Source organism: Candidatus Pseudomonas adelgestsugas, assembly GCF_004124255.1.
GTDB classification, from domain to species: domain Bacteria; phylum Pseudomonadota; class Gammaproteobacteria; order Pseudomonadales; family Pseudomonadaceae; genus Aquipseudomonas; species Aquipseudomonas adelgestsugas.
Genome location: NZ_CP026512.1, coordinates 1653279 through 1675433, shown reverse-complemented (window position 1 = coordinate 1675433; position 22155 = coordinate 1653279). Strand labels below are relative to the sequence as shown.

The window sequence follows — 22155 nt, the reverse complement described above, 5'->3', positions numbered from 1 at the left end:
TACAGCTGTAATAGCAAGATGGAGTTTAATAATGCGTATTAGATAGCTAAAGGTTAGAGGTTAGTTTGATGCGACAAGTTGAAAAGCATCATATAATAAATAGTTTGGTGGTGACTAATGCGGCGTTGTCAATAAACAAAATTAGCACGATGTTGAAACGCATGATTCACCGCTCCTTATGTCAACCATGAGGAGGATCGATAGTCATGCTGAAGATTTTGCTAGACCCTGTGATCTAGTTTTTTTTGGTAAAACTTTAATTGATGTAGCATACGCTAGTTATTATGCTTACCTATATGTGTCAGACACGTTATAGGTCGTCATCAATCTGAGCAATAGCATGCATTACTATCAGTAACGCATGATAACATCATTTGACCCCGTTACCACTAAGTACAGCCAAAATAGTCTGTACTTAGCGGTAACGGGGAGAAGATATGCAGGCTTGTGTAACGCTCTAGCAGTAATTCTAATTAGCTTGTTCTGTGTAAAACACGCTATTAAAATTAGTGTTGTGTGGCTGGATGAATATTGCTGTATTTGATACTACTAACATTGTTAGTATAAATACGAGTTAATTTGATGCGCGAAGCTATAGTGGTTAATCTGTAGCTAGGTGCGTAGTGATACGTCTAGTTCACATATGTAGCATGCTCTACTCTCGGTAGAGCTGATATCATGAATACTTAGAATAGTACGTAAGTGCTGCTTCAGGTTGAGCGTTTATAGTTCAAAATAATCAATTTGAAACCTTTAGCAAATAAAACTGCGTCGTCCTTAGCTAATAGGATAATAATGCGATAACTTGGTATATGGTTAGTGGCCTTTGGCCAGCCAACTATTGTTGTTGGCTTATTTCCAGGCAGATAAGTGTCTACTGCAATGTTTGGGTGTCTTAAGCATAAGGTGGACAATGACAGGGAATGGCAAATTAATTAAAGCAAGTTAAAGCAAGTGTTTTGCAGACTATAGAATTATATGCTGACTGCCATATAAAGTGACTAGTGTTTGATCAAGTATTAACCAAGATTTGACCGTCGTTCCAATCCAAATAGTAGCGACTAGACTTACCTCAAGACGTAGGCAAACCTAGTAGGTACCTTCACTGGTTACGTCAGTTTCTGGCAATCACAACAAGGCGTCAAAACACTAATATCTAAGGTAAAAACCTACAGAGAATCCGAACAATAAAATAAATGTGGTTAACGTCAAAAATTTTATATAGGCGATAAGCGTAATAAATGAGATTTTATTGTGTATAGGTTATAGAAGTATGCCTCAGATTTACGGAAACAAGGTGTACGCTATAACTGTTATGTCTTACTAGAGGCGCTAACACCACATCAAGTATCAAATACTATTATTCAAAATACTTAATGTATTGGTTACGCAAATACGTACTTTAGTTCAAGGCTTAAAGCATATTATCTACCGGCACACCAAACACTTAAGGTACAGATAACTTAGTGTTTTTTTAAGAAGCCATTTCAATATGTGGCTGTCTAGCACAAATTTTAATTTTAGACAAAAAGAAAATATAGCTAATTTTACCTGGCTTTCAAAGAAGCACTAATGATTTACTATGAGTATCGTTATATTTTTGTTTGTAAAACACCAGTTTGTAACCATGTTAATAATTAAATAAAATACAAATTTTATAACTAGCATCGGTTATCATGAAAACGATAACGTCTTTTGAGCTAATTTTTTCGAACTCACTGATATTGTACAAAACTCCACACTGCTTCAGTATCAGCAGTGTTTCTATATTCTTGCCAGCATATCTGCTGGCATATTTAATGCAGTGAAACAATTATTTCACCAGCAGTTCAGTCTGTGTAGGTCTTAGTCTATTAGTGTCAAGACAATGAGTGAGCCGCTTGTCACTATTCAGCTCGCCTAGTAGTTATATTACTCCTGATGATATTTAAATAAGTTGACGTTACAAGGTAACTAGGTAGTCGAAACTTGCCTTTAAGATAATTGCAAATTAACCTAAATACGATATACTAAACTGTATAGCGTATAGCTTAGTATGTTTATGTCAGACTTTCTGCAGCTACTTAATGCAGCCTATATAATTTTCTGATGATCTTGTTTTGAGATATACTCACATAAACGCGACATCCTGTCAAAATTTAACACCACAGGTAGTGTATATAGTGAATTTGTAAGTTGTTAGGAGCGCACAAGTGCGTTGGTTTAAGGAATATCGTGGAGCGATTTCAGTATTAACTGAATGTATGCAAAGGTTTCATTTAAACTCAATGGTGTTGTATATGCTTAATGAGCAATGCTCGTTCGATTATCCAGGTGAGTTATATCTTGAATCACACCATAACCTGCAAAAAAGATTTTGAGTGCTATACTATTCTAGTAGATCAGCGAAAGACTAATGAAGTGTCAGCGGTAGAGTGACCACTCTATTTTACTAAAGATAAAAAACTTGTAGATCAAATATCTGCCGAAGTGGCCGCTAAAGGTTAAATTGTTATTTTGCACGAATCAGTTAGCTAGCTGCAAAGACTCACAATTTTTTACTTTTTGGGATAAAGATATTTGGTGTGATTTACTGAGTTGATACAATTGACTAGATTAACAGTGAAATATTCATCAGTGCAACTAGCTGGTTTCGGCCTGGGTTTTGCCTTGTAGCGTTTTAAAACAACTGAAAATAAATTTTGCTAAACCCTAGTTTTCTTAGTTTATGCTAAAGTATAGTCAAAAAAGGTTTCTAAAACTTGCATGCATGAAATGACGATGTTATTCAAGGTGATCATGTAAGGTATCTTGCGTTAAGGAGTAATTTAATGCGTAATTTTTTATTGCTGTTTCTATTATCCCAATTGTTAGAGCTATTTGTATTCATTCAAGTCAGCAGTACGATTGGTTTTTTTCCTGCAGTATTATTAATAATACTCGGCTCTATGCTAGGTTTTTTAGTACTGCGTATTGCCGGCCTGACTACAGTTCTGCGAGTCAGTAAAAGCTTAAGTCGTGGAAAGCTGCCTGCACAGCCTATGCTGACAGGCTTGATGGCAGCCTTAGCCGGCTGCCTATTGATCCTGCCTGGCTTTATTAGTGACGCAGTTGGTCTGAGTATATTGTTGCTATTTACCTGTAAGCTATTGGTTAGCAAGACGTGCCATCATGCATTCGGCAATGATACATCATACCGTAGCAGCCCGTATATACACGATACGTTTGATTGCAAAGGTGATGTAATCGAAGGTGAGTTTGAACATCGCTACAGTAAATAACTGTAATGCCCTTTACAGCATTCAACGATTTTCGTGCTGTTTCTGTTAAAGGTAAAAAAAACAAAAAAATCTATCTCGTCTTCTTGCAATAAACTTATGCGCCCCTATATAACTATTACCGCAAGGTTTTTGGTGGTGTCACTTAAAAAAACTTCCGTTCCTTGCTTAGCAAGGCGCGACCGGCATAGCCGGACTATAACCAGCCGGTACTGATTCCGGCCGATGAAAACATAAGTTAGGAGAAATCGACAATGAGCAAGCTTCGTCCTTTGCACGACCGCGTCGTCATCCGTCGCAGCGAAGAAGAAAAGAAAACCTCTGGCGGTATAGTTTTGCCAGGTTCGGCTGCTGAAAAAGCTAATCACGGTGTGATCGTCGCAGCAGGCCCAGGCAAGACTTTAGAAAATGGTGAAGTGCGCGCACTAGCCGTTAAAGTTGGTGATAAGGTTGTTTTCGGCCCTTACTCCGGTAGTAATACTGTCAAAGTTGACGGCGAAGACTTATTAATAATGGTTGAGAACGAGATCCTTGCTGTACTAGAGGGATAATTTTCTCGCATATTTTCGTGACTTTAAAAAATTTAAGGAATATCCATCATGGCTGCTAAAGAAGTTAGATTTGGCGATTCTGCCCGCAAAAAAATGCTGACTGGTGTTAACGTCTTAGCTGATGCAGTAAAAGCGACTTTAGGTCCAAAAGGTCGCAATGTGATTATAGAAAAAAGCTTTGGTGCGCCAACCATTACTAAAGATGGCGTTTCTGTTGCCAAAGAAATTGAACTAGAAGATCATTTCGAAAATATTGGTGCCCAGCTGGTTAAGGACGTTGCCTCCCGTGCCAACGATGATGCAGGCGACGGTACTACTACAGCTACAGTTTTAGCTCAGTCGATTGTTAGTGAAGGCTCAAAAGCCGTTGCTGCTGGTATGAATCCGATGGATCTAAAGCGTGGTATAGACAAGGCGACAATTGCTGTTGTCAAAGAGCTAAAAAATTTGTCCAAGCCATGTGCTGACGCCAAAGCTATTGCTCAAGTAGGTACCATCTCTGCTAACTCTGATAACGCTATTGGTGATATCATTGCTGAAGCTATGGAAAAAGTTGGCAAAGAAGGCGTAATTACGGTCGAAGAAGGCACCGGTCTAGAAAATGAGCTGTCGGTTGTAGAGGGTATGCAGTTTGACCGTGGCTACCTTTCTCCATACTTCATGAATAAGCCAGATACAATGGTTGCCGAGCTAGACAGCCCGTTAATTCTGTTAGTTGATAAAAAGATTTCAAACATACGTGAAATACTACCGATACTGGAGTCCGTTGCCAAAGCTGGTCGTCCATTGCTGATTATTTCTGAGGACATTGAAGGTGAAGCCCTAGCAACGCTAGTGGTTAACAATATGCGTGGTATCGTTAAAGTTGCAGCCGTTAAGGCTCCAGGCTTTGGCGATCGACGTAAGGCTATGCTGCAGGATATTGCTGTTCTAACTGGCGGTACTGTTATTTCAGAAGAAGTTGGCTTGAGTCTAGAAAGTGCTACTCAGGATAACTTAGGAAGCGCTAAGCGCGTGACCATATCCAAAGAAAACACCATTATTGTTGATGGTGCTGGCGTAGAACAGGATATCCGTAGTCGCATTACTCAGATACGCGCCCAAGTTGCTGAAACTTCCTCGGACTACGACCGCGAAAAACTACAAGAGCGTTTAGCTAAGTTGTCCGGCGGAGTTGCAGTTATTAAGGTTGGTGCTGGCTCTGAAGTAGAAATGAAAGAGAAAAAAGCACGTGTCGAAGATGCCTTGCACGCAACTCGTGCAGCTGTTGAAGAGGGAGTAGTGCCAGGTGGCGGTGTTGCGTTGATCCGTGCCTTAGAAGCTATTACTTGCCTTAAGGGCGATAACGCCGATCAAGACGTAGGTATCGCCGTTTTGCGGCGCGCTGTCGAAGCACCATTGCGTCAGATTACCGCTAACTCTGGAGATGAGCCAAGCGTTGTAGTTAACGAAGTCAAGAACGGCAAGGGTAACTTTGGTTATAATGCCGCCAATGGCGAATACGGTGACATGATTGCAATGGGCATTCTAGATCCTACTAAAGTAACGCGTTCCGCACTGCAAGCAGCATCCTCGATTGGCGGTCTAATCTTGACTACTGAAGCAGCGATTGCTGATGCACCGAAGAAAGAAGGCCCAGCTGGCGGTAGCAGCATGCCAGATATGGGTGGTATGGGTGGTATGAATGGTATGATGTAAAGCTAGCCTTACCAAGCAAATAAAAAGCCTCACCTGCATTGCTGCAGGCGAGGCTTTTTATTGGTAATTTGCTTAGTGATATTAAATAGTCTTTTAGCGATATTAAGCTATCAAAGGTGCCTTTGTGGCAGTCAAATAGTTAATTATGAACTAGTTAGTTGGCGTTGAAGAAGCCTATCACTAGCTAGCTGAGCTTATTACATACTCGCCTGACAAGAATCTTGGTTAGTGAACTTTTATATAACTGAGTATGTGCAGTATTGGTATTCGCGCCAGGCGGTATAAAACTAATAAAATCATTATTCTAAAATTGGCTATAATTGGTATTACTGCTCTTGGGACACCATTGCTAGGTTGATCTATATACATAATAGATATAATTACTAGAAAGCTAGAGGGTTATTCAATAATTAGTAATGCATCAATAAGTCAAGCTTGTTATCGCGATGTTAAAGTATTTATGTAAAGCTATGCTCACTAAAATTATGAGTATCACCAATAGGTTTAGTAGCCAACCAAGTAATCATAATAACAGTAAATCACTTATTACTTCGTTGAAGTGCTATAGGTAATCGACGATGATGAGGTTTAAATACACGCTTACTTTATCAATAAATAGACAGTTGTTGGCTAAAGTACATAGTCTAGTAATAAGCTTGCTTACAAATATTTTATTAATAAACAACAATAGCATGTCTACGGAAGTATACTAGCAGTAGATTACTGATGACTGATCTAGATAAAATAGAAGTATACTGCATGCAGGTGAGTAAGTAACCTGCTAGTGTACTAAATTGACTACTATTAAATAGTATATAGGTTCTATTTTTAGAAAACCTGCACTTTACTTTACTGATATAATGAAAGCATAGTTTTTAACTTACTACTACAGTTAACCTGTGAAGTTAATAATAATCATTATTATTAACTTAATCGCAAGGTCTATCTTGAAGTCGTGCACAACTTTAAGCTATGTAAGCTGACAAGACCGATTGTTTGAGCTGCAAGGTTATATCATATAATTTGTGCTTTTGAATATTTGTCCGCTTTACATCTAAACAGCTATTTAAGTAATCTGACCAAGATTATACCTGATATCAGGTTGTCACTTAGTATTGATGGTTACACTTTATATAAACGCCTACGTGAAGGATATTTGCGTAAAATCTGTATTTATTAGCAATGATTTTCAGAGACTAATTGCTAATGAATAGCGTGAACGAACAGCATATGGTTTTGCTGGAAGAATATATTGCTCTTTAAAAAAGCAGGTGTTTACTATTTATAGGTTTACTCTTAGGTTTTGCTTAACTTTAGTGCTGCAGTATTCTAAGATTGGATGCTAACGCATACAGTGGATAACCAAAATGAGTAACGTTTTCAAGTTAGATATATTACTGTAATTATAGTAACTAGGTCTAAAACATAATATTGTTTTATTGATAACCTTGACAATCTAAGTCAAATGCCCATGATTAGCAGTTGATTAATAATGTCAGAAACTTATTATGTAAGCTTTTGATTAGTTGCGAGCTAGACTCTTGCAAATTACTACTAGAGAAACTATAATCATTAATAAGTATATCCTATAACTAGGTATTACAAATTGTACGTGCGTGTAAAAGAGGTGTATGGATTGGCGTAAATCTTCTAGATACTGTCGATTAACAAATAAAATAATGTATTTATATCAACATAAGTTAACTTGATATATGTGTCAGATAATGTGCTTAACACCTGTAGTGTTAGTTTACTACATAAAAAGCTACACTTTTATCTATAAGCTTACGTTTTTCATGTATACCAGTTAGAATCTTTATTCTGATTATGTAGTGATAGTAACTTACTGTGCAGTATCCGCTTTACTTGCATTGAGTTAGTCTGCATTCGTTTGACGCTATAACTTAATAGTTTGATTGTAAAAAGATCTATGATGGTAATTCATGAAGAAAAGCTGAGCGATAATTTTCGAGCTTTTATGCGTAGCAGCAAGTTGCATACTAAATGCTGTAGCTTAGGTTTTTCTCTGATGCAAGCAGCTATCTTAATATATGTTAGTTAAGTTTCTAGTGTTACCTAGAGCATCATATAGAGCTTACTGGCTAACAGTTTATTTTGAGATTAGCTAGATAATATACTGATATTTAATCAAGCTAATTTATCGCTATTGGCGATCATTATAATGTAGTAAAGATCGTTTTATATTATTACTTGTACCTATAACATATAAAATGTATATTCTAAAATAGAATAATTTTTCTACTACTCGTTGATCAGTTGATCACAGTATGCTTGCTTAAAGTTTTAGATATAAACATCTAAAGATTCGTTCATTAGTTGCCTGATCAAGTTCGAATATTCTGAAAAGCATAACTACTAAAATATATAGAGATATTTGTTCATACACCAGGTTATTCTAACCTGGTTAGTGACTACCCACACAAATATGCCGCAATAAGTTTATAGTGTGTGTGCCGTAGTTAGTTAATCATAACTTTATGCTTGACTTTATAGTCATTATTAGCTCAGATATCAGATCATATGCTTATCCTAGCTGCTTATTTTGCCGGCTTTAGTGACTGGGTTGCTAATAATTATAATCGTAGAAGTGGTGACATATAAATTTAATGTAATTATGGATAATTATATCCATTACAGAGTTTATACATGGTACCACTTAGGTAATAGTTCATACAGATAAAGTGTTATGTTATTTGTATTCCAGGAAAAGCAATTACTAATAGGCTAAAGCGTACTATATACGTACGCAGGAAGTTTAGCGTCATGGTCAAGCAACCAAACTTGTGTTTAGTTTAGACTAAGAAGGTCATTGGTTATCAGAATAACTTGTTTAGCGACTATAAACTGTGGGTTACTAGCTCAGTAGTCCTGAGATAAAGCATATGTTTATAGATATAGTTGCTTAAGACGTTAAGCTACTACTTAGAATAAAATATATCAAGATATTTTGATAATTTTGTCAAAGCTTATAAAGAATTTAGAAATGCTAACAACTCTGTACGTTGCTCAATATTAAAGGACAACACATGTTGCTGTGCAGCTTGTGCTTCGCCGCCATGCCAAAGTACAGCTTCTAGTAAGTTACGAGCTCGGCCATCATGAAGAAATTTAGCTTGATCGTTAACGATTTGCGTCAGACCAATACCCCACAATGGTGGTGTACGCCAATCACGATCGCCAGCTTTAAATTCGCTGCGATAGTCGGCTAAACCTGGTCCCATATCATGCAATAGTAGATCGCTGTATGGGTATATCAATTGGTTGGCTAGCTCTGGTTCTGATGCAGTGGCACTAGTGGTAAATTTTGGCTTATGACAGCCTTGGCAGCCGGCCTGGTAAAATAAATTTTTACCAGCGAGCACTTGTGCTGTATTACTGTCACGATGCATGGGTACCGCGAGATTGCGAGTATAAAATAAGACTAGTCGCAGTATATTATCGCTGACTTCTGGCTCGTCATTTGCGTTATTGCCGTTAGGTGCTTGTTTACAAGTGCCTTGGGCCTCAGTGCAGTCATCAAATGGTCTCATAGATGTAGTGAGGCCCATATCACCAGAAAAAGCGTGAGCATTTTGCTGATTCAGGTTAGGTTGTCCAGCTTTCCAACCAAATCGCCCAAGGACGGTTTTGTGTTGGGCATAGTCCCAGACCCAGTTAGCTCGCCCAATGGTAGCTTGTTTGTCTGCAGTTTTGGCGTCAGTATTGCGCAGGATGTCGGTATCGCTAATAGCTTCAAGTAAGCCAAGGCCGATCATTGGAGGAGCAATCCGCGCTGAGAACAGCGTATCTTGATGCATCTGGCCATAGCCGAGATGGGTGATTTGCAGATGTGGCTTACGTAATTCGACGACAAAGCTATCTTTAAAGGTTACATTTACAGGGGAGTAGTTAACTCGTACTTTGCCTTCAGGTATGACGCCAGGTATGGCCATGTCTTGCAATTGTCCGCCGTATACTGGTTCGGGCACTACGCCAATCTGTTCGACAATCTTGGTATGCGCTAGTGTATTAGGGATTGATAAGCGTACTAGCATCGACACTGCATTTAGTGCATTAGGTAATGGTGGGTGACCACGACCATCTTTGATATGACAGTTTTGACAGGCATTAGTGTTGAATAGTGGGCCCAGGCCATCGCGGGCAGTAGTGGTGGAGGGTGCTATTACCCATGGGCTGCGAAAAAAACTATTACCAACGCTAAAATCTAGGCGTCTGGTTGGTGTTAGATTTGCAGATGGCAGAGAAAATGCGTTCTGGTCGCGTTTATTCACTGTAGTAGTTCCACCGGCCCATGATTCACTAGGTTCAGCTTTAGTAAAACGCGGTACATCATTGCAAGCTATAAGGCTCAAAACTACCAGTGTTATGGACAGGCGAAAAAACGAGCAGTACATCAAATTTCCTGAATCAATAGAGAGAATTTAGACTATAAATTTTAACATGTAAGCGCCAAAGTCGCTAATGTAGGCTTTTAACATTTTACTTAACTATATTGCTTCACCGCGTTTGTTAGAGTCAGCATTGACATCTAGAAGTAGTGCATATATGCTATATATGCTGTTGTTATATTTATAGTCGATAGACTGCATTCTATTGGCGGTGTGCGCGTAGTCAGTTGGTGCAGTATAACGTTCTAACAAATGATTAGATTCGGCCTCATCCTATAGCGTTTTACGCATTATTTTGCGTATTATACAGTGAGAACAATTTGTAGGTTAACACTTGCTTGTTATTGCTATAACATCGCTAATCTTGATAATGTTACCTAATGTTTGCACTATATGATAGATTTAGTGTGGTATTGTTTTGGGCTTGGCGCTGTTCTGAATGTGCTGTATCAGCAAAAAAATCTATTCTGCTAAATTTTGCGTGCGTTTGATCATATTGTGTATTTCATAAGCTGCGCTGCTATCTTAAAATTATGGCTGCTTTTCCTAGTACGCGCAGTTTCGATTATAGCATTGCTACTTAGCAATGCTTTATATAGTACGTCTGATGGGGGGCATTTTCTGTAAATACCTAAATCATGATCCAGTATGAGTGCAATAAACAATTTGATAAATAAAAAATTGAAAAAATAATAAATTTAGTTGTTTGCTGATTGGCTGTTATAATACATAGATAAGCTGTTTACACAATAGATCCTTGGTACTGCTATGCTTATTCGGCGTCTATTTGTAAGGTATTGAGCAGAATTACTAGCTAAGTAAGAGTGTTTCAATTGAAGTATAATTAGCTTCAATTGATATTAAGCTATTTATGTAGCTAATAACAATGTTGATTTTTTACTTAAATAGTAAGTGGTAATTTTTGTAAACCTGCATAGATCAATTTTATTATTATTAATAATATTATATATTAGGTCAGGCTTAGTCAATGATGTACATACATAGCCATTAATTAGACACAATAAATTTATGTGCACTTAGTTAAGTTAACTTTATAAGCAAGCAAGCGCCATATATGTTGTATTTTACTAGATACTATCAGTAGTATCTAGTAACCATTTAGCATGTAGCTACGAAAACTCGCTCGTAGTCGTGCCAAGACAGTACATTTAATAATGTACCCCCTACTGCTTATCTTAGTTTGCTTAGTGTACTCAAGTATCAATAATCAATAATCAATAATAGCGTAGTTATTATTTCAGTTACTAAAACTAGAATTATAGTTGTTGAGTGCTAGCTGTTAGCTTTACAGTAAATAGCATGGCTGGCCAAGCCATGACTTTTTTGTCAGCTCTATAGTGAGGTTTACTTGCGACAATTTAATTGCACGCACTCATATAGTGAGTATAATAAGTCAGCTAGCTAGTAAAGGTAGCATAAAGCTTATAACTTGAGTAAAACTAGTTTACTCAATAGAATATTCTCTATCGCTAAGTGCACATGAGACTTAGTCTACACTTCAAGTTAGGCTTTGATTGTTGATATAGGTATAAATAGTAGCTACCAATTCTTTTAATTCTAACTATTAAGGTGTCGCACCTTAAGCCATAGCACTGCATTAAGCAGTCAGTAGTGCAATAAAACACGTTATAGGTAATCTGGTAGGATTTACGTAAAATGTTACAATTGACCATATCAACTATAGATAAGTAAGTACTTCTTGTGACATAGGTCGTAATAATTACTTTATATATACTAGCCATAAGGTAAATAAAAGTTTGTACTATTATCTATAAATATATAGACGTATACAAACATCGAATTAATTTTATGCGCAGCTTATAGCATTTTGGTTGATCTGGTTTTTGAGTAGTATTGACAGCAATCAAATTACCATTGATGATTAGTTTTGCCTAATCGTAGGCGACATTGACTGCACAAGCACTATGTGCTGTTTCATATTTAAGAAACTAGATATTTATTGCATTGTAGCGTAAATTATTTAAAATACTATCTGCAAACTTTAGCGTTAGTTTAGGCATACAACATACTCAACACATTCAGGTTGATACGACTAAAACTATTGATTAGAATACAAAAAACTATTTTAAAACTACTTTTGTCGATTTAATGCAACATCATCAGATCATTAACTAGTCTACTTAGTTAAGTAAATGCTTTGCGCTAAGCTTCTTAGTCACTGACTGTTACCTAATAATAAGTACTCAGGTTGCTATATTCATTAGCCTGGATGTTTTATACGTGCATTACAGCATTATTAAGTCTGCTGAATGAATTATCATGTGCAGTGATATCATCCGTAATGCTTGCTGTATGCTTTTACCTGCAGTGTAATTAAAAAAATCTACGCATGATAAATACCACTAACGTAGCAAGCATACAGTAATACGAAAAATATGTTAATATTGTTCTCGGTATACTAGTTATGTGTGATGGCAATGACCCATGGTTAGTGCATCATAACACTGAGCATTTTGGGCTTAGCTATAAAGTTATCGCGATGTTTATATTGGTAGCACTGTTCTATAGCATGTTGAGTGCAGCTTTAGCATCTACTTTAAAAGCATCTTTAGCATGATGATTCGGCGCGTTATACTAGTAGTAACCTGTAGATAATTTTCTTTATTTCTTGTAGATTGATACTGTTTGATATTCCTAATAAGCAAAAAGTTGAAGCTAAAGATATTCGAAAAGTACCGCTAAAATCGTAGATCAAACTTTAAAATAGTCTAGTACTTATACATTTTATTTTATCGCTTATACTAAATAGTTGCTTATAATGGTGATAGATTTGCACTTTAGACGTTTCGTTCATCAACCTTGATAGGTTGCGTTATATATTGATCAGTGCGGCTACGCACCAAATCACACGATACGATCGTGGCTAACGATAACTTTATTGACGTGCTTAACGTGACTGGTGATCATATTAGTTATACACTAGAGATGCTAGTTATTGCAATGTTAGCAGATAAAATCCTATTCAGTCTGTAATTACATTACAGAGTCGATAATTCTAACTATTCTCTTTTAACTGTACTGTTTGCATAGTCATTAACTGATCTCAAAGAAGATACAGAGGCTCTACCTGTATGGCAGTTTTATTCTTTAGTGATTTTGTTTTATAATACTTTTTATTGCTTAGCTTAATAGCTTACCAACTAGACTATGCTATGCTTCTTTTTTCTAGCAATACCTTATTGGCTAGTTTAGTTATCGTTAATAGTTATAGCTCAAAGTATTTTACTTAAATTTAGTCAGTGTTATTGTTTTGTATAGCGTTTGCATTGACCAAAAATTCTTTTGGTGGAGATCTGCACTGGTTTGTTGTCATACTTTTATTAAAGTAGCATGCTATATTTTATATACTACTTGTTAATCGTTAATAAATATGAGTGATGTGAGATGGCGGAAATATTCCGAACTAAACGCTACTGATAGCTACTCAAACCACATAATGTAAATCTTTGCTAGTCTGTAATAGTTACAGTAAAAGTAATACTAAAAATCAGTCTAGAAAAAATACCAGCAACATATGCTGCTGGTATTTTTCTCATTTACGATCCCATGCAGAATATATAGTGTTACGAACACCGATTTGATACTATTTTTTTTATAGTGACGATAAGTTTCACCTTAAAACAATGCTCTTCAAGCGCCTACCTTATTGAGCTATTCATTATTGTTTAGTCTTAATATTTTATAGGTTCTCGTTCGCTAAGGCTCAACGCTTAGCGTTTAGCGATATTGGTTAGTTCACGCTACTTGTTTGATAATTCATGGCTAATTAAAGTCCCTTTATGTAGCGCATTACTTTCGCTACTAGACGCTTGACTATACGTACGTTACAGCACTTTAAGCCATGCAGTTAAATAGTAGCGGAAGTATTTTATGTGATGTTGTTGCAATAGCTATTAGCGCATACAAGCGATACTTAGACAATAAGCTAGATTTACCCGGAAACGCCTGGAATGGGCCACTTTAGTGAGTTTAACTTAGTAGCGATAATAACACATTAATTCACATTAATAATTTGATGATACTTTAAGTATCTTAGGTTTTCTTCTGGTAACGCTAGTAGAATTTTTACTTGTGAGTTTAGTAGTATACTGTCAATATTATCCAGTAGCAATATTGTTATTATAGGCATATTCTGGCTTGCTGATATTTTTGCTTTAGATGTTAGTGAATGCGCCACTTGCATAACTAAATCTGTTTATTTTTAAATAGCTGCTGATGGATCACTATACAGTTGAAGTACATAAATAGTTATTTTACTGCAAGTACAACATTATATTTGTAGTAACGGCTAACTTTTTATTACTACTAGTTTTGTCGCTAATAAATATTTTGCTATAAAGCTTATTTAGTTGAACCATTCGCGTTTAGTTATTATAGTTTTTTTTTGCGTAAATAGCTTGAGTTGTTAGTGGTTATGGCTATGTAGTTATGATTTAGCAACAAATATAAGTCTACTTAACTATATATACTATAAGCAGTCATTAGTTAGGTATTCAAGCGCTATATACTGTTTCTTCACTCATCCATTTGAGTTCTTCAAGAATGCGTGAGTGCAAACGTCATAAGCACTAACATTGGATTGAGCATAATAATATGTACACCAGTACTAATCAGGAAATAGCTGTAGCAAAGTCTATTACTGCATGAATCTTTATAGGTAAAAATACAGTGCTTGCAACAGTTGTACAGTACAACCTATAGTCTTCAGTGATAATGATTTTTTTCATATGCAACTTAAGTGTTGCTATCTTGTCCATTCACACATTATAGAGGCGAATCATAGATGCCTTAGCTGGGGTATTATTCATTTCTAGCTGATGCAGTTACTTTTAATGTTATTGATGAGTAGTTTTGCTTTTAGCAATAGTATTTTGTAGACAATCACTGTAAATATGTAGTAACGCTACTACGGCTGGTTAGCAATAAATACAATGCCATTGCTTACCACACAAAAACTCTTAATATTCATGGCTCAAGGTTTAGTTGACACACAAAGCTAAACGTGTAGTTGTATTCAACTTAACTGCTTAGTAATTTCTAGTTACTTATAGTTACGGTCAAGCTAATGCTATCTGTCAGTCTGACTGTAAATAATTGCATGGCACTTTTGTGATATACAACAATTTACAGTTATAGGAAGTCTTATGTGTTGATACTTGTTAAATTTTTTATATCATTCATTATTTCTAAATTTATAATTAAGACTATTGGTCTGGCGCAGTAGCGTCTTATCAAGATGAACAAAGAGTTCAGCAATAGCGCACTGGTTATTGATTGTTATGAGCGGTGATATACGTCATGGTTTATAGTTTATTAGTATAAAGCACAGCTAAGGCAGCGCTCAGCGCTTACTAGTTATAAGTTATAACAAGCATAAGTTATAGATCATGATTATATAATGATGGACTAGCATGTGTGTTTATATAGATAGGCTTAGTCATGAACACAGTAACGCATGTTTAAGTTAAACTACAATACTGGCATTGCTGGTTAGCTTGCTCCCATATAATAGCGTTTATGATAACAAAGTATTTTCGGCTATAGACTGACGGCTATAATATGAATAGTAATCATCTGAATCCTTACAAAGAAGCGCTTACTGCACTTACACTATTAAACTTTCACTAATCTTTTTCTGCCATATAGCAGGACCAGTAATGTGTATGGATTCGCCTTTGCTGTCTACTGCAACAGTGGCTGGCATATTTGTTACGTCTAACTCATAGATTGCTTCCATGCCTAGTTCAGTAAACGCGACAACGCGCGATTTCTTAATAGCTTGTGCTACTAGATAAGCAGCGCCACCAACAGCTATTAGGTATACGGCTTTGTAGTCTTTGATGGCCTCGATAGCAGTTTTGCCACGCTCGGCTTTACCAATCATACCAAGCAGACCGGTTTGCTCAAGGAGCTGACGGGTAAACCTGTCCATCCGCGTTGCAGTGGTCGGCCCAGCTGGGCCGACCACTTCTTCGCGCACTGGATCAACAGGTCCAACGTAGTAGATAAAGCGATCCTTAAGGTCTATTGGCGGGACTTCACCTTTGTTTAGCATTTCAACTATGCGTTTGTGTGCAGCATCACGACCAGTAAACATTTTACCGTTGAGCAATACTGTTTCGCCAGGCTTCCAGCTCTGCACTTGTTCATGGGTTAGGGTGTTTAGGTTAACGTAACGGGCTACCGGGCAAGTTTTCCAAACAATTTCTGGGTAGGAATCCAACGATGGCGCTTCTAGCGAAGCTGATCCAGAACCATCCAGCACGAAACGGGCGTGACGAGTAGCGGCACAGTTGGGGATCATGCACACTGGAAGCGAAGCCGCGTGGGTCGGGTAGTCCATGATTTTTACATCTAGTACAGTAGTTAAACCACCCAGGCCCTGGGCACCAATGCCCAGTTGATTAACTTTTTTGAATAACTCTAGGCGCATCTCTTCGATATAATTAGATGGACCGCGCTTTTTCAGCTCGTGGATGTCGATAGACTCCATCAGCACTTCTTTAGCCATTACCGCAGCTTTCTCAGCAGTGCCGCCAATACCGATACCTAGTATTCCTGGTGGACACCAGCCAGCGCCCATGGTTGGAACGGTTTTAAGCACCCAATCAACTATAGAATCGGATGGGTTAAGCATAGCCATTCTTGATTTGTTCTCTGAACCGCCGCCCTTAGCTGCTACATCCACTTCTATAGTATCACCGGGGATGATAGAGTAATGGATTACGGCTGGGGTGTTATCCTTAGTATTTTTGCGCGTACCAGCAGGGTCAGCAAGAACCGATGCGCGCAGAATGTTTTCCGGCAGGTTATAGGCACGACGCACGCCTTCGTTGATCATGTCATTTAGGCTCATGGTAGTGCTATCCCAGTGTACGTTCATGCCAATACGCAAGAATACATTGACAATACCAGTATCCTGGCAGATCGGGCGATGGCCAATAGCACACATGCGTGAATTGATCAGGATCTGCGCGATAGCGTTACGTGCGATTAGCGATTCTTCGTGCAGGTAAGCTTCGTGCATTGCACGGATAAAGTCCATGGGGTGGTAGTAGGAAATGAATTGCAAAGTGTCGGCAACGCTCTGAATCAAATCTTCTTGTTTAATCATGGTCATAAGTAACTTTCTTCTATAAAACTAACCTTTAAAACAGTGGTTTTAGTACTGCCTTCATCAGCTAAAAGTAGTTGTTCATGGCAATCTAAAATAGTATAAATTGTATACTGCAAAAAAACTTATCAGTGTAATCTAGTCTAGTATCATATATAAAGACTAAGATAAAAACCTGCTAAACATTGTGCCCTATACATAGCATTTTAGTTATGTACTACATTCTTGGGCTACATGCTCGATGAGCGTTATTAATTGCTATTCAATAATAGTAACTTACTAAATAACCTGAGTTTATCTCGTAGGTGCAGCTCTATACCTTAGCTGTGTCCTTAAGGTTAAAATACGTGCTTGCTGCTATACTAAGAAGCGAGGCTAATGTCAAATAATTAAATACTGCAAGTTTAGTATGATCTCAAGACGATTAGCGTTTATTTAATTTGTATGGTAATCGGTAACGCATACAGTTAGTATCAAATACTTATAATTGTACTACTATTTGGTTATAATTAGAATATGGCTCATGAACTTTTACGTGGTATGTTATAAAAATTATTTAGCCATGATTATTAGTTGCCTCAGTTTGACTTATATCAAGATTATTCATATCAATGCGTATTACCTGGCTGACCACTGATAGCTTTGATTGTATAGTATTTTGATCTAATAGTGAAACCTTATATATTGTTTAATTCAATTTATGCATAAACGTAACCATGAATTGCTGTTCGGCACGCTTTAGTTTTGTATACTGGTTGCACCATACTAGTATTGAGGTGCTTTCAAGCGTCTATTTTAGTATAGCTGTCGTATAATATCACTGATAGCCGATACTTTCTGGCTATGTAGTGTAAAGCTAGTTTTGCTGGCTGCAAGGTTAACTATAGCCGATATTATCTCATTGAGTCTTTAACGTAGACTGCTGACCATACAGTTTAGTCGTCCTGACAAAGTATGTTCTGGCATGCGCTATATGCATGCAACTAATCTTGACGTTTAAAATAGACTGATACCCGTGTAAGCGTCAGTGCTGTCTTTATAATCCATGATAGCAGAAAGTTATTTCACTACTGTTAGCGATATTACTAATTTCCTCTAATCATTGCTCAGCAACCTCGACAATCCACTGCTTTTATTTCATAAAAGTCTAATTAAATGCTGCAAATGAACAATTATAGTTATGGTAACTTTGTAGTAGCTGGTATTAGTGTAAATCCTACACTACTGCATTATATTTAGGCGTATATTATTTGGATATGTAATTTTGTATGCTATTCGTTAATCTTAGATTTGCCTGGATGCAGTTAAAGCCTAACTTTACTTCGTCTATTAAGGCATGCAAGCGATTGAAATTATTACTGTGTGGCGAAGTTTATGTTGATGAGTAGGCAGTGGCATGGTGGAGTGGTGGTTTGTTAAATGCTGATTATGCCAGTTCGCGTGCTTTAAAATATAAAAAGTCTGGCTATTTACATGGCCATGATTATTTGTAGCATGGCGTGCTATTTAGACTTGTAAATCGCCCACATGCAGGATTTTCATACCATTAGTACCACCGGTAGTATGGTAGCTATCGCCTTTAGTCAAGATAATCCAGTCGCCTGTTTCCACTACGCCGCGCTTCACTAGTTCATCGATTGCTTTTTGGCTGACCTCATTTGGTGCAAGCGATGCCGGATCAAATGGAATAGTGTATACGCCACGAAATAATGCTGTGCGAGCTTGAGCTGCGAGGTGTGGTGTGAATGCGTAAATTGATACTGACGAACGAATACGCGACATAATCAATGGCGTGTAGCCACTTTCAGTCAAAGCGATAATCGCTTTGACACCAGGAAAGTGGTTAGCAGTGTACATTGCAGCCAGCGCAATGCTCTGGTCGCAGCTTTCGAACATTGTGCCGATACGATGGCTAGAAGTTTTGCTAGTTGGATGCTTTTCAGCACCGACACAGATACGAGCCATAGCCTGAATAGCTTCTAACGGGTAAGGGCCTGCAGCGCTTTCAGCCGAAAGCATCACTGCATCAGTGTAATCTAGCACGGCGTTAGCTACGTCCGACACCTCGGCGCGAGTTGGTATCGGGTTTTGGAGCATGGATTCCATCATCTGAGTTGCTACGATCACTGCCTTATTGTAGCGACGTGCGTGTAAGATAATCTTTTTCTGAATACCAATCAGCTCGGCATCACCAATTTCTACGCCCAGGTCACCACGGGCAACCATGATAGCATCGGAAGCTTTAATCAGGCCATCAAGAGTTGCGTCATCGGCTACGGCTTCAGCGCGTTCAATCTTTGCTACTAGCCAGGCGGCACCACCAGCTTCAGTGCTTAGTTTACGGGCGTATTCCATATCCGCAGCGTCGCGTGGAAATGACACGGCTAAGTAATCTACTTCAATTTCGGTTGCAAGTTTGATGTCAGATTTATCTTTTTCAGTCAGAGCTGGCGCTGTTAAACCGCCACCGCGACGATTAATACCTTTATGGTCGGAAAGTGTGCCGCCAATAATAACGGTGCAGTTGAGTTCAGTTTTGGTTGCGGTATCAACGCGCATAACTACGCGGCCGTCATCCAGCAATAGTTTGTCGCCAACTCCACAGTCCTTAACTAGATCCGGGTAGTCCACACCTACGATTGTCTGATTGCCTTTAGTCAGCGGATGGTTGGTAGAGAAAGTAAACTGATCACCGATCTTTAGCTCAATCCGCTTATTAATAAATTTAGCAAGACGGATTTTTGGGCCTTGCAGATCACCCAACAGTGCCACGAAGCGACCGTGCTTGGCAGCTAAGCTGCGTACTAGCTTAGCGCTGGCCTTATGCTCGTCTGGGGTGCCGTGGGATAGGTTCAGACGGGCAACGTTTAAACCAGCTAAAATAAGCTGTTCGAGAATGTCTGGCGAGTTACTGGCAGGGCCAAGGGTAGCAATAATTTTAGTGCGACGGACGGACATGCGCAGACTCCTGGGTTAAAATATTTTAGAAAGCTATTATGCTTTTTAGTTGCAGTATATTACTATTTTGCAGTACTTATTAATGGATTAGCTTAGTTTTGCTTTTTATTATATAAATCAAAATCCTTAAAGATTTTTGACGATACCACTACAGACAAAACCCTGTAGCCATAAAATTAGTTCATGTAAACTAGTCAGAGCTGAAAACTTCATTATGTATAACCAGAAGTCTTAACGCCTTATAGCTAATGCCAAGATTGTTAGAAGTTGTTTATTTATCTAGCATGAACCTGCCAGGTTATCTTTAATTTCAATTCATTTAAATATCACTATTGCTTTACTAAAGTTAGCTTACTATAGTCTGTCTTGATACTCTGCAGAAATTTAGGCGGTACTTTGGTGCAAAATTTTGCCCAGCTATAGCTAGCTCACTTTGATTATATTGGTACTTCCATAGCTATGGAATATTCTTAAAATATTCATTAGTACAAGTTTGTGTTTAAAGAAATGACATGCTTTGAGTTGGCATGTTGTGCAGTAATTGATCATACGTGATTTATACTAATCACTAGGCAAGATGAATGCATATATTATCTGCTTTAAATCACTGCGTGGCCAAAGTTATAGCTAATAGATAGCTGTCTTACTATATTAACTGACTGAAGTACTAAATGACATCAATTGTCTTATTTTCTAAAGTGCTGAATCGACCTATTGCTATAGCCATTAACTTCCTAGTTAGTGCGTCTAAAGATAGACCTATATAGATTTTTAATTACTAGTAATGATTGACGTGGTATTTAAGCGATGTTTGAAGGTTGCAGTTACTGAATTGATTTTTAAGTAATTAATCGTACCGCAATATGTTTGTGAAGCTATGAAGATGTCAACTAGTAATGCTGTGACTCAGGATTATGCGTGAATACAGCACTTCATGTATATGAATCATTGATCACCGCTTTATGCAGTAAAATTTGTCAAGTTTATGTTTCAAAGCTTATGTCAGCTAGCTCAAGCCAGTACTATTGGGCGGCTTTTTGCCAATAGCAAGCTGAGAGACTAAATGATTGTGTGGGAGTATGTTGCGAGTCAGATTTGATTTTAGCATCTGCTACTGTTTAATGTCATTTAAGATTTAAAGTTTAGGTAACTTGGCAGTGTAGCATGTTATGCTCTAAGCCTATGGTAGTTGGCTTCAGCAATGTGTTTTTATTGTAGCAACACAGCATTAAATTAGTGCTGGCTTGTATAGTATTTCTATAACTATTTATGTGTTTGAGCACGGATATCTGAATCAACTCATAGCGTGTATTTGGTATGCTATAGCGTTATGGTAATCAGCAAGACTGTGGCTAACAGAGTTTAAGGTAAATTACGTGTATAATATAATAGTAGATATTTTAAGTTTTTATTAAAGAGTAATATGATCTCTGTGCTCTCATTAGAGATTTGATTAAATCTAGCATGTATCTCACTTCATGTTTAGCCTTGTGGCTGCACTCATCCGGCAGTCAGCTGGGTGCATCCTTTGGTTCGCAGATAGGTGAGGTATTTCAGGCTATGCAGTGGTATTTCACTGTTATGCCTTGATAGGCATGACAGTGTTTGTCCGCTACATAAAGATTAGCCGTTGATGTCTGTTCACTTAACAGCTATTGTCTATTTCTTCGTCATGCTTTGCTTTATTCCAGATGTAAGATATTAACAGCAAACTAATCCAATAAGTATTAACTAGATTTATTAGGTGGATTTCATAATAAATATAGCATTCTAATTATGTTATAGCTGTTGTTAGATAAGGGTTTATGAATTTTGTGTTAGTGATTTTTAGAATTAAGTTCAAATCGTTTAGCAAACAACTAAGCAAGTCGAAGTTTGTTTATAGTTAGCTTTAAATCAAGATAATTTATAGTGTTAGCTATTGTTTAGGCCAAATATTTCCACAGCAGTGTGATTAGTAAAAAAATATTAGCAGCGTTCACTATCGCGGGTCTATTCATTGGCAGCAGCATAGCATGCAATGCTATGCATGCACTACTGCCTATGTTTTTATAGGCAGGTATGCCGCGATATCACTAAATTGATATAGTTTAGCTATATAGATATATTACTTGACAATAGCAAAT

5 protein-coding genes and 1 pseudogene are annotated in these 22155 nt (G+C 37.6%); 3 read left to right on the top strand and 3 right to left on the bottom strand.

Going from position 1 to position 22155, the window contains the following annotated elements:
* Window positions 1-2810: 2810 nt before the first annotated feature.
* The 3 genes and pseudogenes from C3B55_RS04115 to groL form a co-directional block, all read left to right on the top strand.
* Window positions 2811-3132, top strand: a pseudogene (locus tag C3B55_RS04115) (FxsA family protein); the annotation flags it as partial.
* Window positions 3133-3511: 379 nt separating this feature from the next.
* Window positions 3512-3808: a co-chaperone GroES gene (locus tag C3B55_RS04110; RefSeq protein ID WP_129211698.1), complete on the top strand. Its 297-nt coding sequence runs from the start codon at window positions 3512-3514 to the stop codon at window positions 3806-3808.
* A 48-nt stretch (window positions 3809-3856) separates the two neighbouring features.
* On the top strand, window positions 3857-5506 hold the full coding sequence (groL, locus tag C3B55_RS04105) for a chaperonin GroEL (protein ID WP_129211696.1): 1650 nt from the start codon (window positions 3857-3859) through the stop codon (window positions 5504-5506).
* Between the two features lie 2987 nt (window positions 5507-8493).
* Here groL and C3B55_RS04100 read toward each other — a convergent pair.
* The 3 genes from C3B55_RS04100 to pyk all read right to left on the bottom strand — a co-directional run bounded on the left by C3B55_RS04100 (window position 8494) and on the right by pyk (window position 20029).
* Window positions 8494-9921, bottom strand: coding sequence for a di-heme oxidoreductase family protein (locus C3B55_RS04100; protein WP_129211694.1), 1428 nt, complete (start codon window positions 9919-9921; stop codon window positions 8494-8496).
* Window positions 9922-15562: 5641 nt separating this feature from the next.
* The gene (locus tag C3B55_RS04095; protein ID WP_129211692.1) at window positions 15563-17077 is read right to left on the bottom strand and encodes a fumarate hydratase; all 1515 of its coding nucleotides are present in this window, start codon (window positions 17075-17077) and stop codon (window positions 15563-15565) included.
* A gap of 1500 nt (window positions 17078-18577) precedes the next feature.
* Entirely contained in the window at window positions 18578-20029 is a 1452-nt protein-coding gene (gene pyk, locus C3B55_RS04090; RefSeq protein WP_129211690.1) for a pyruvate kinase, read from the bottom strand.
* Between the last annotated feature and the right edge of the window lie 2126 nt (window positions 20030-22155).

Coding starts and splice junctions, on each gene's coding strand:
- C3B55_RS04110 (WP_129211698.1), top strand. CDS start 3,512: ATGAGCAAGCTTCGTCCTTTGCACGACCGCGTCGTCATCCGTCGCAGC.
- groL (WP_129211696.1), top strand. CDS start 3,857: ATGGCTGCTAAAGAAGTTAGATTTGGCGATTCTGCCCGCAAAAAAATG.
- C3B55_RS04100 (WP_129211694.1), bottom strand. CDS start 9,921: ATGTACTGCTCGTTTTTTCGCCTGTCCATAACACTGGTAGTTTTGAGC.
- C3B55_RS04095 (WP_129211692.1), bottom strand. CDS start 17,077: ATGACCATGATTAAACAAGAAGATTTGATTCAGAGCGTTGCCGACACT.
- pyk (WP_129211690.1), bottom strand. CDS start 20,029: ATGTCCGTCCGTCGCACTAAAATTATTGCTACCCTTGGCCCTGCCAGT.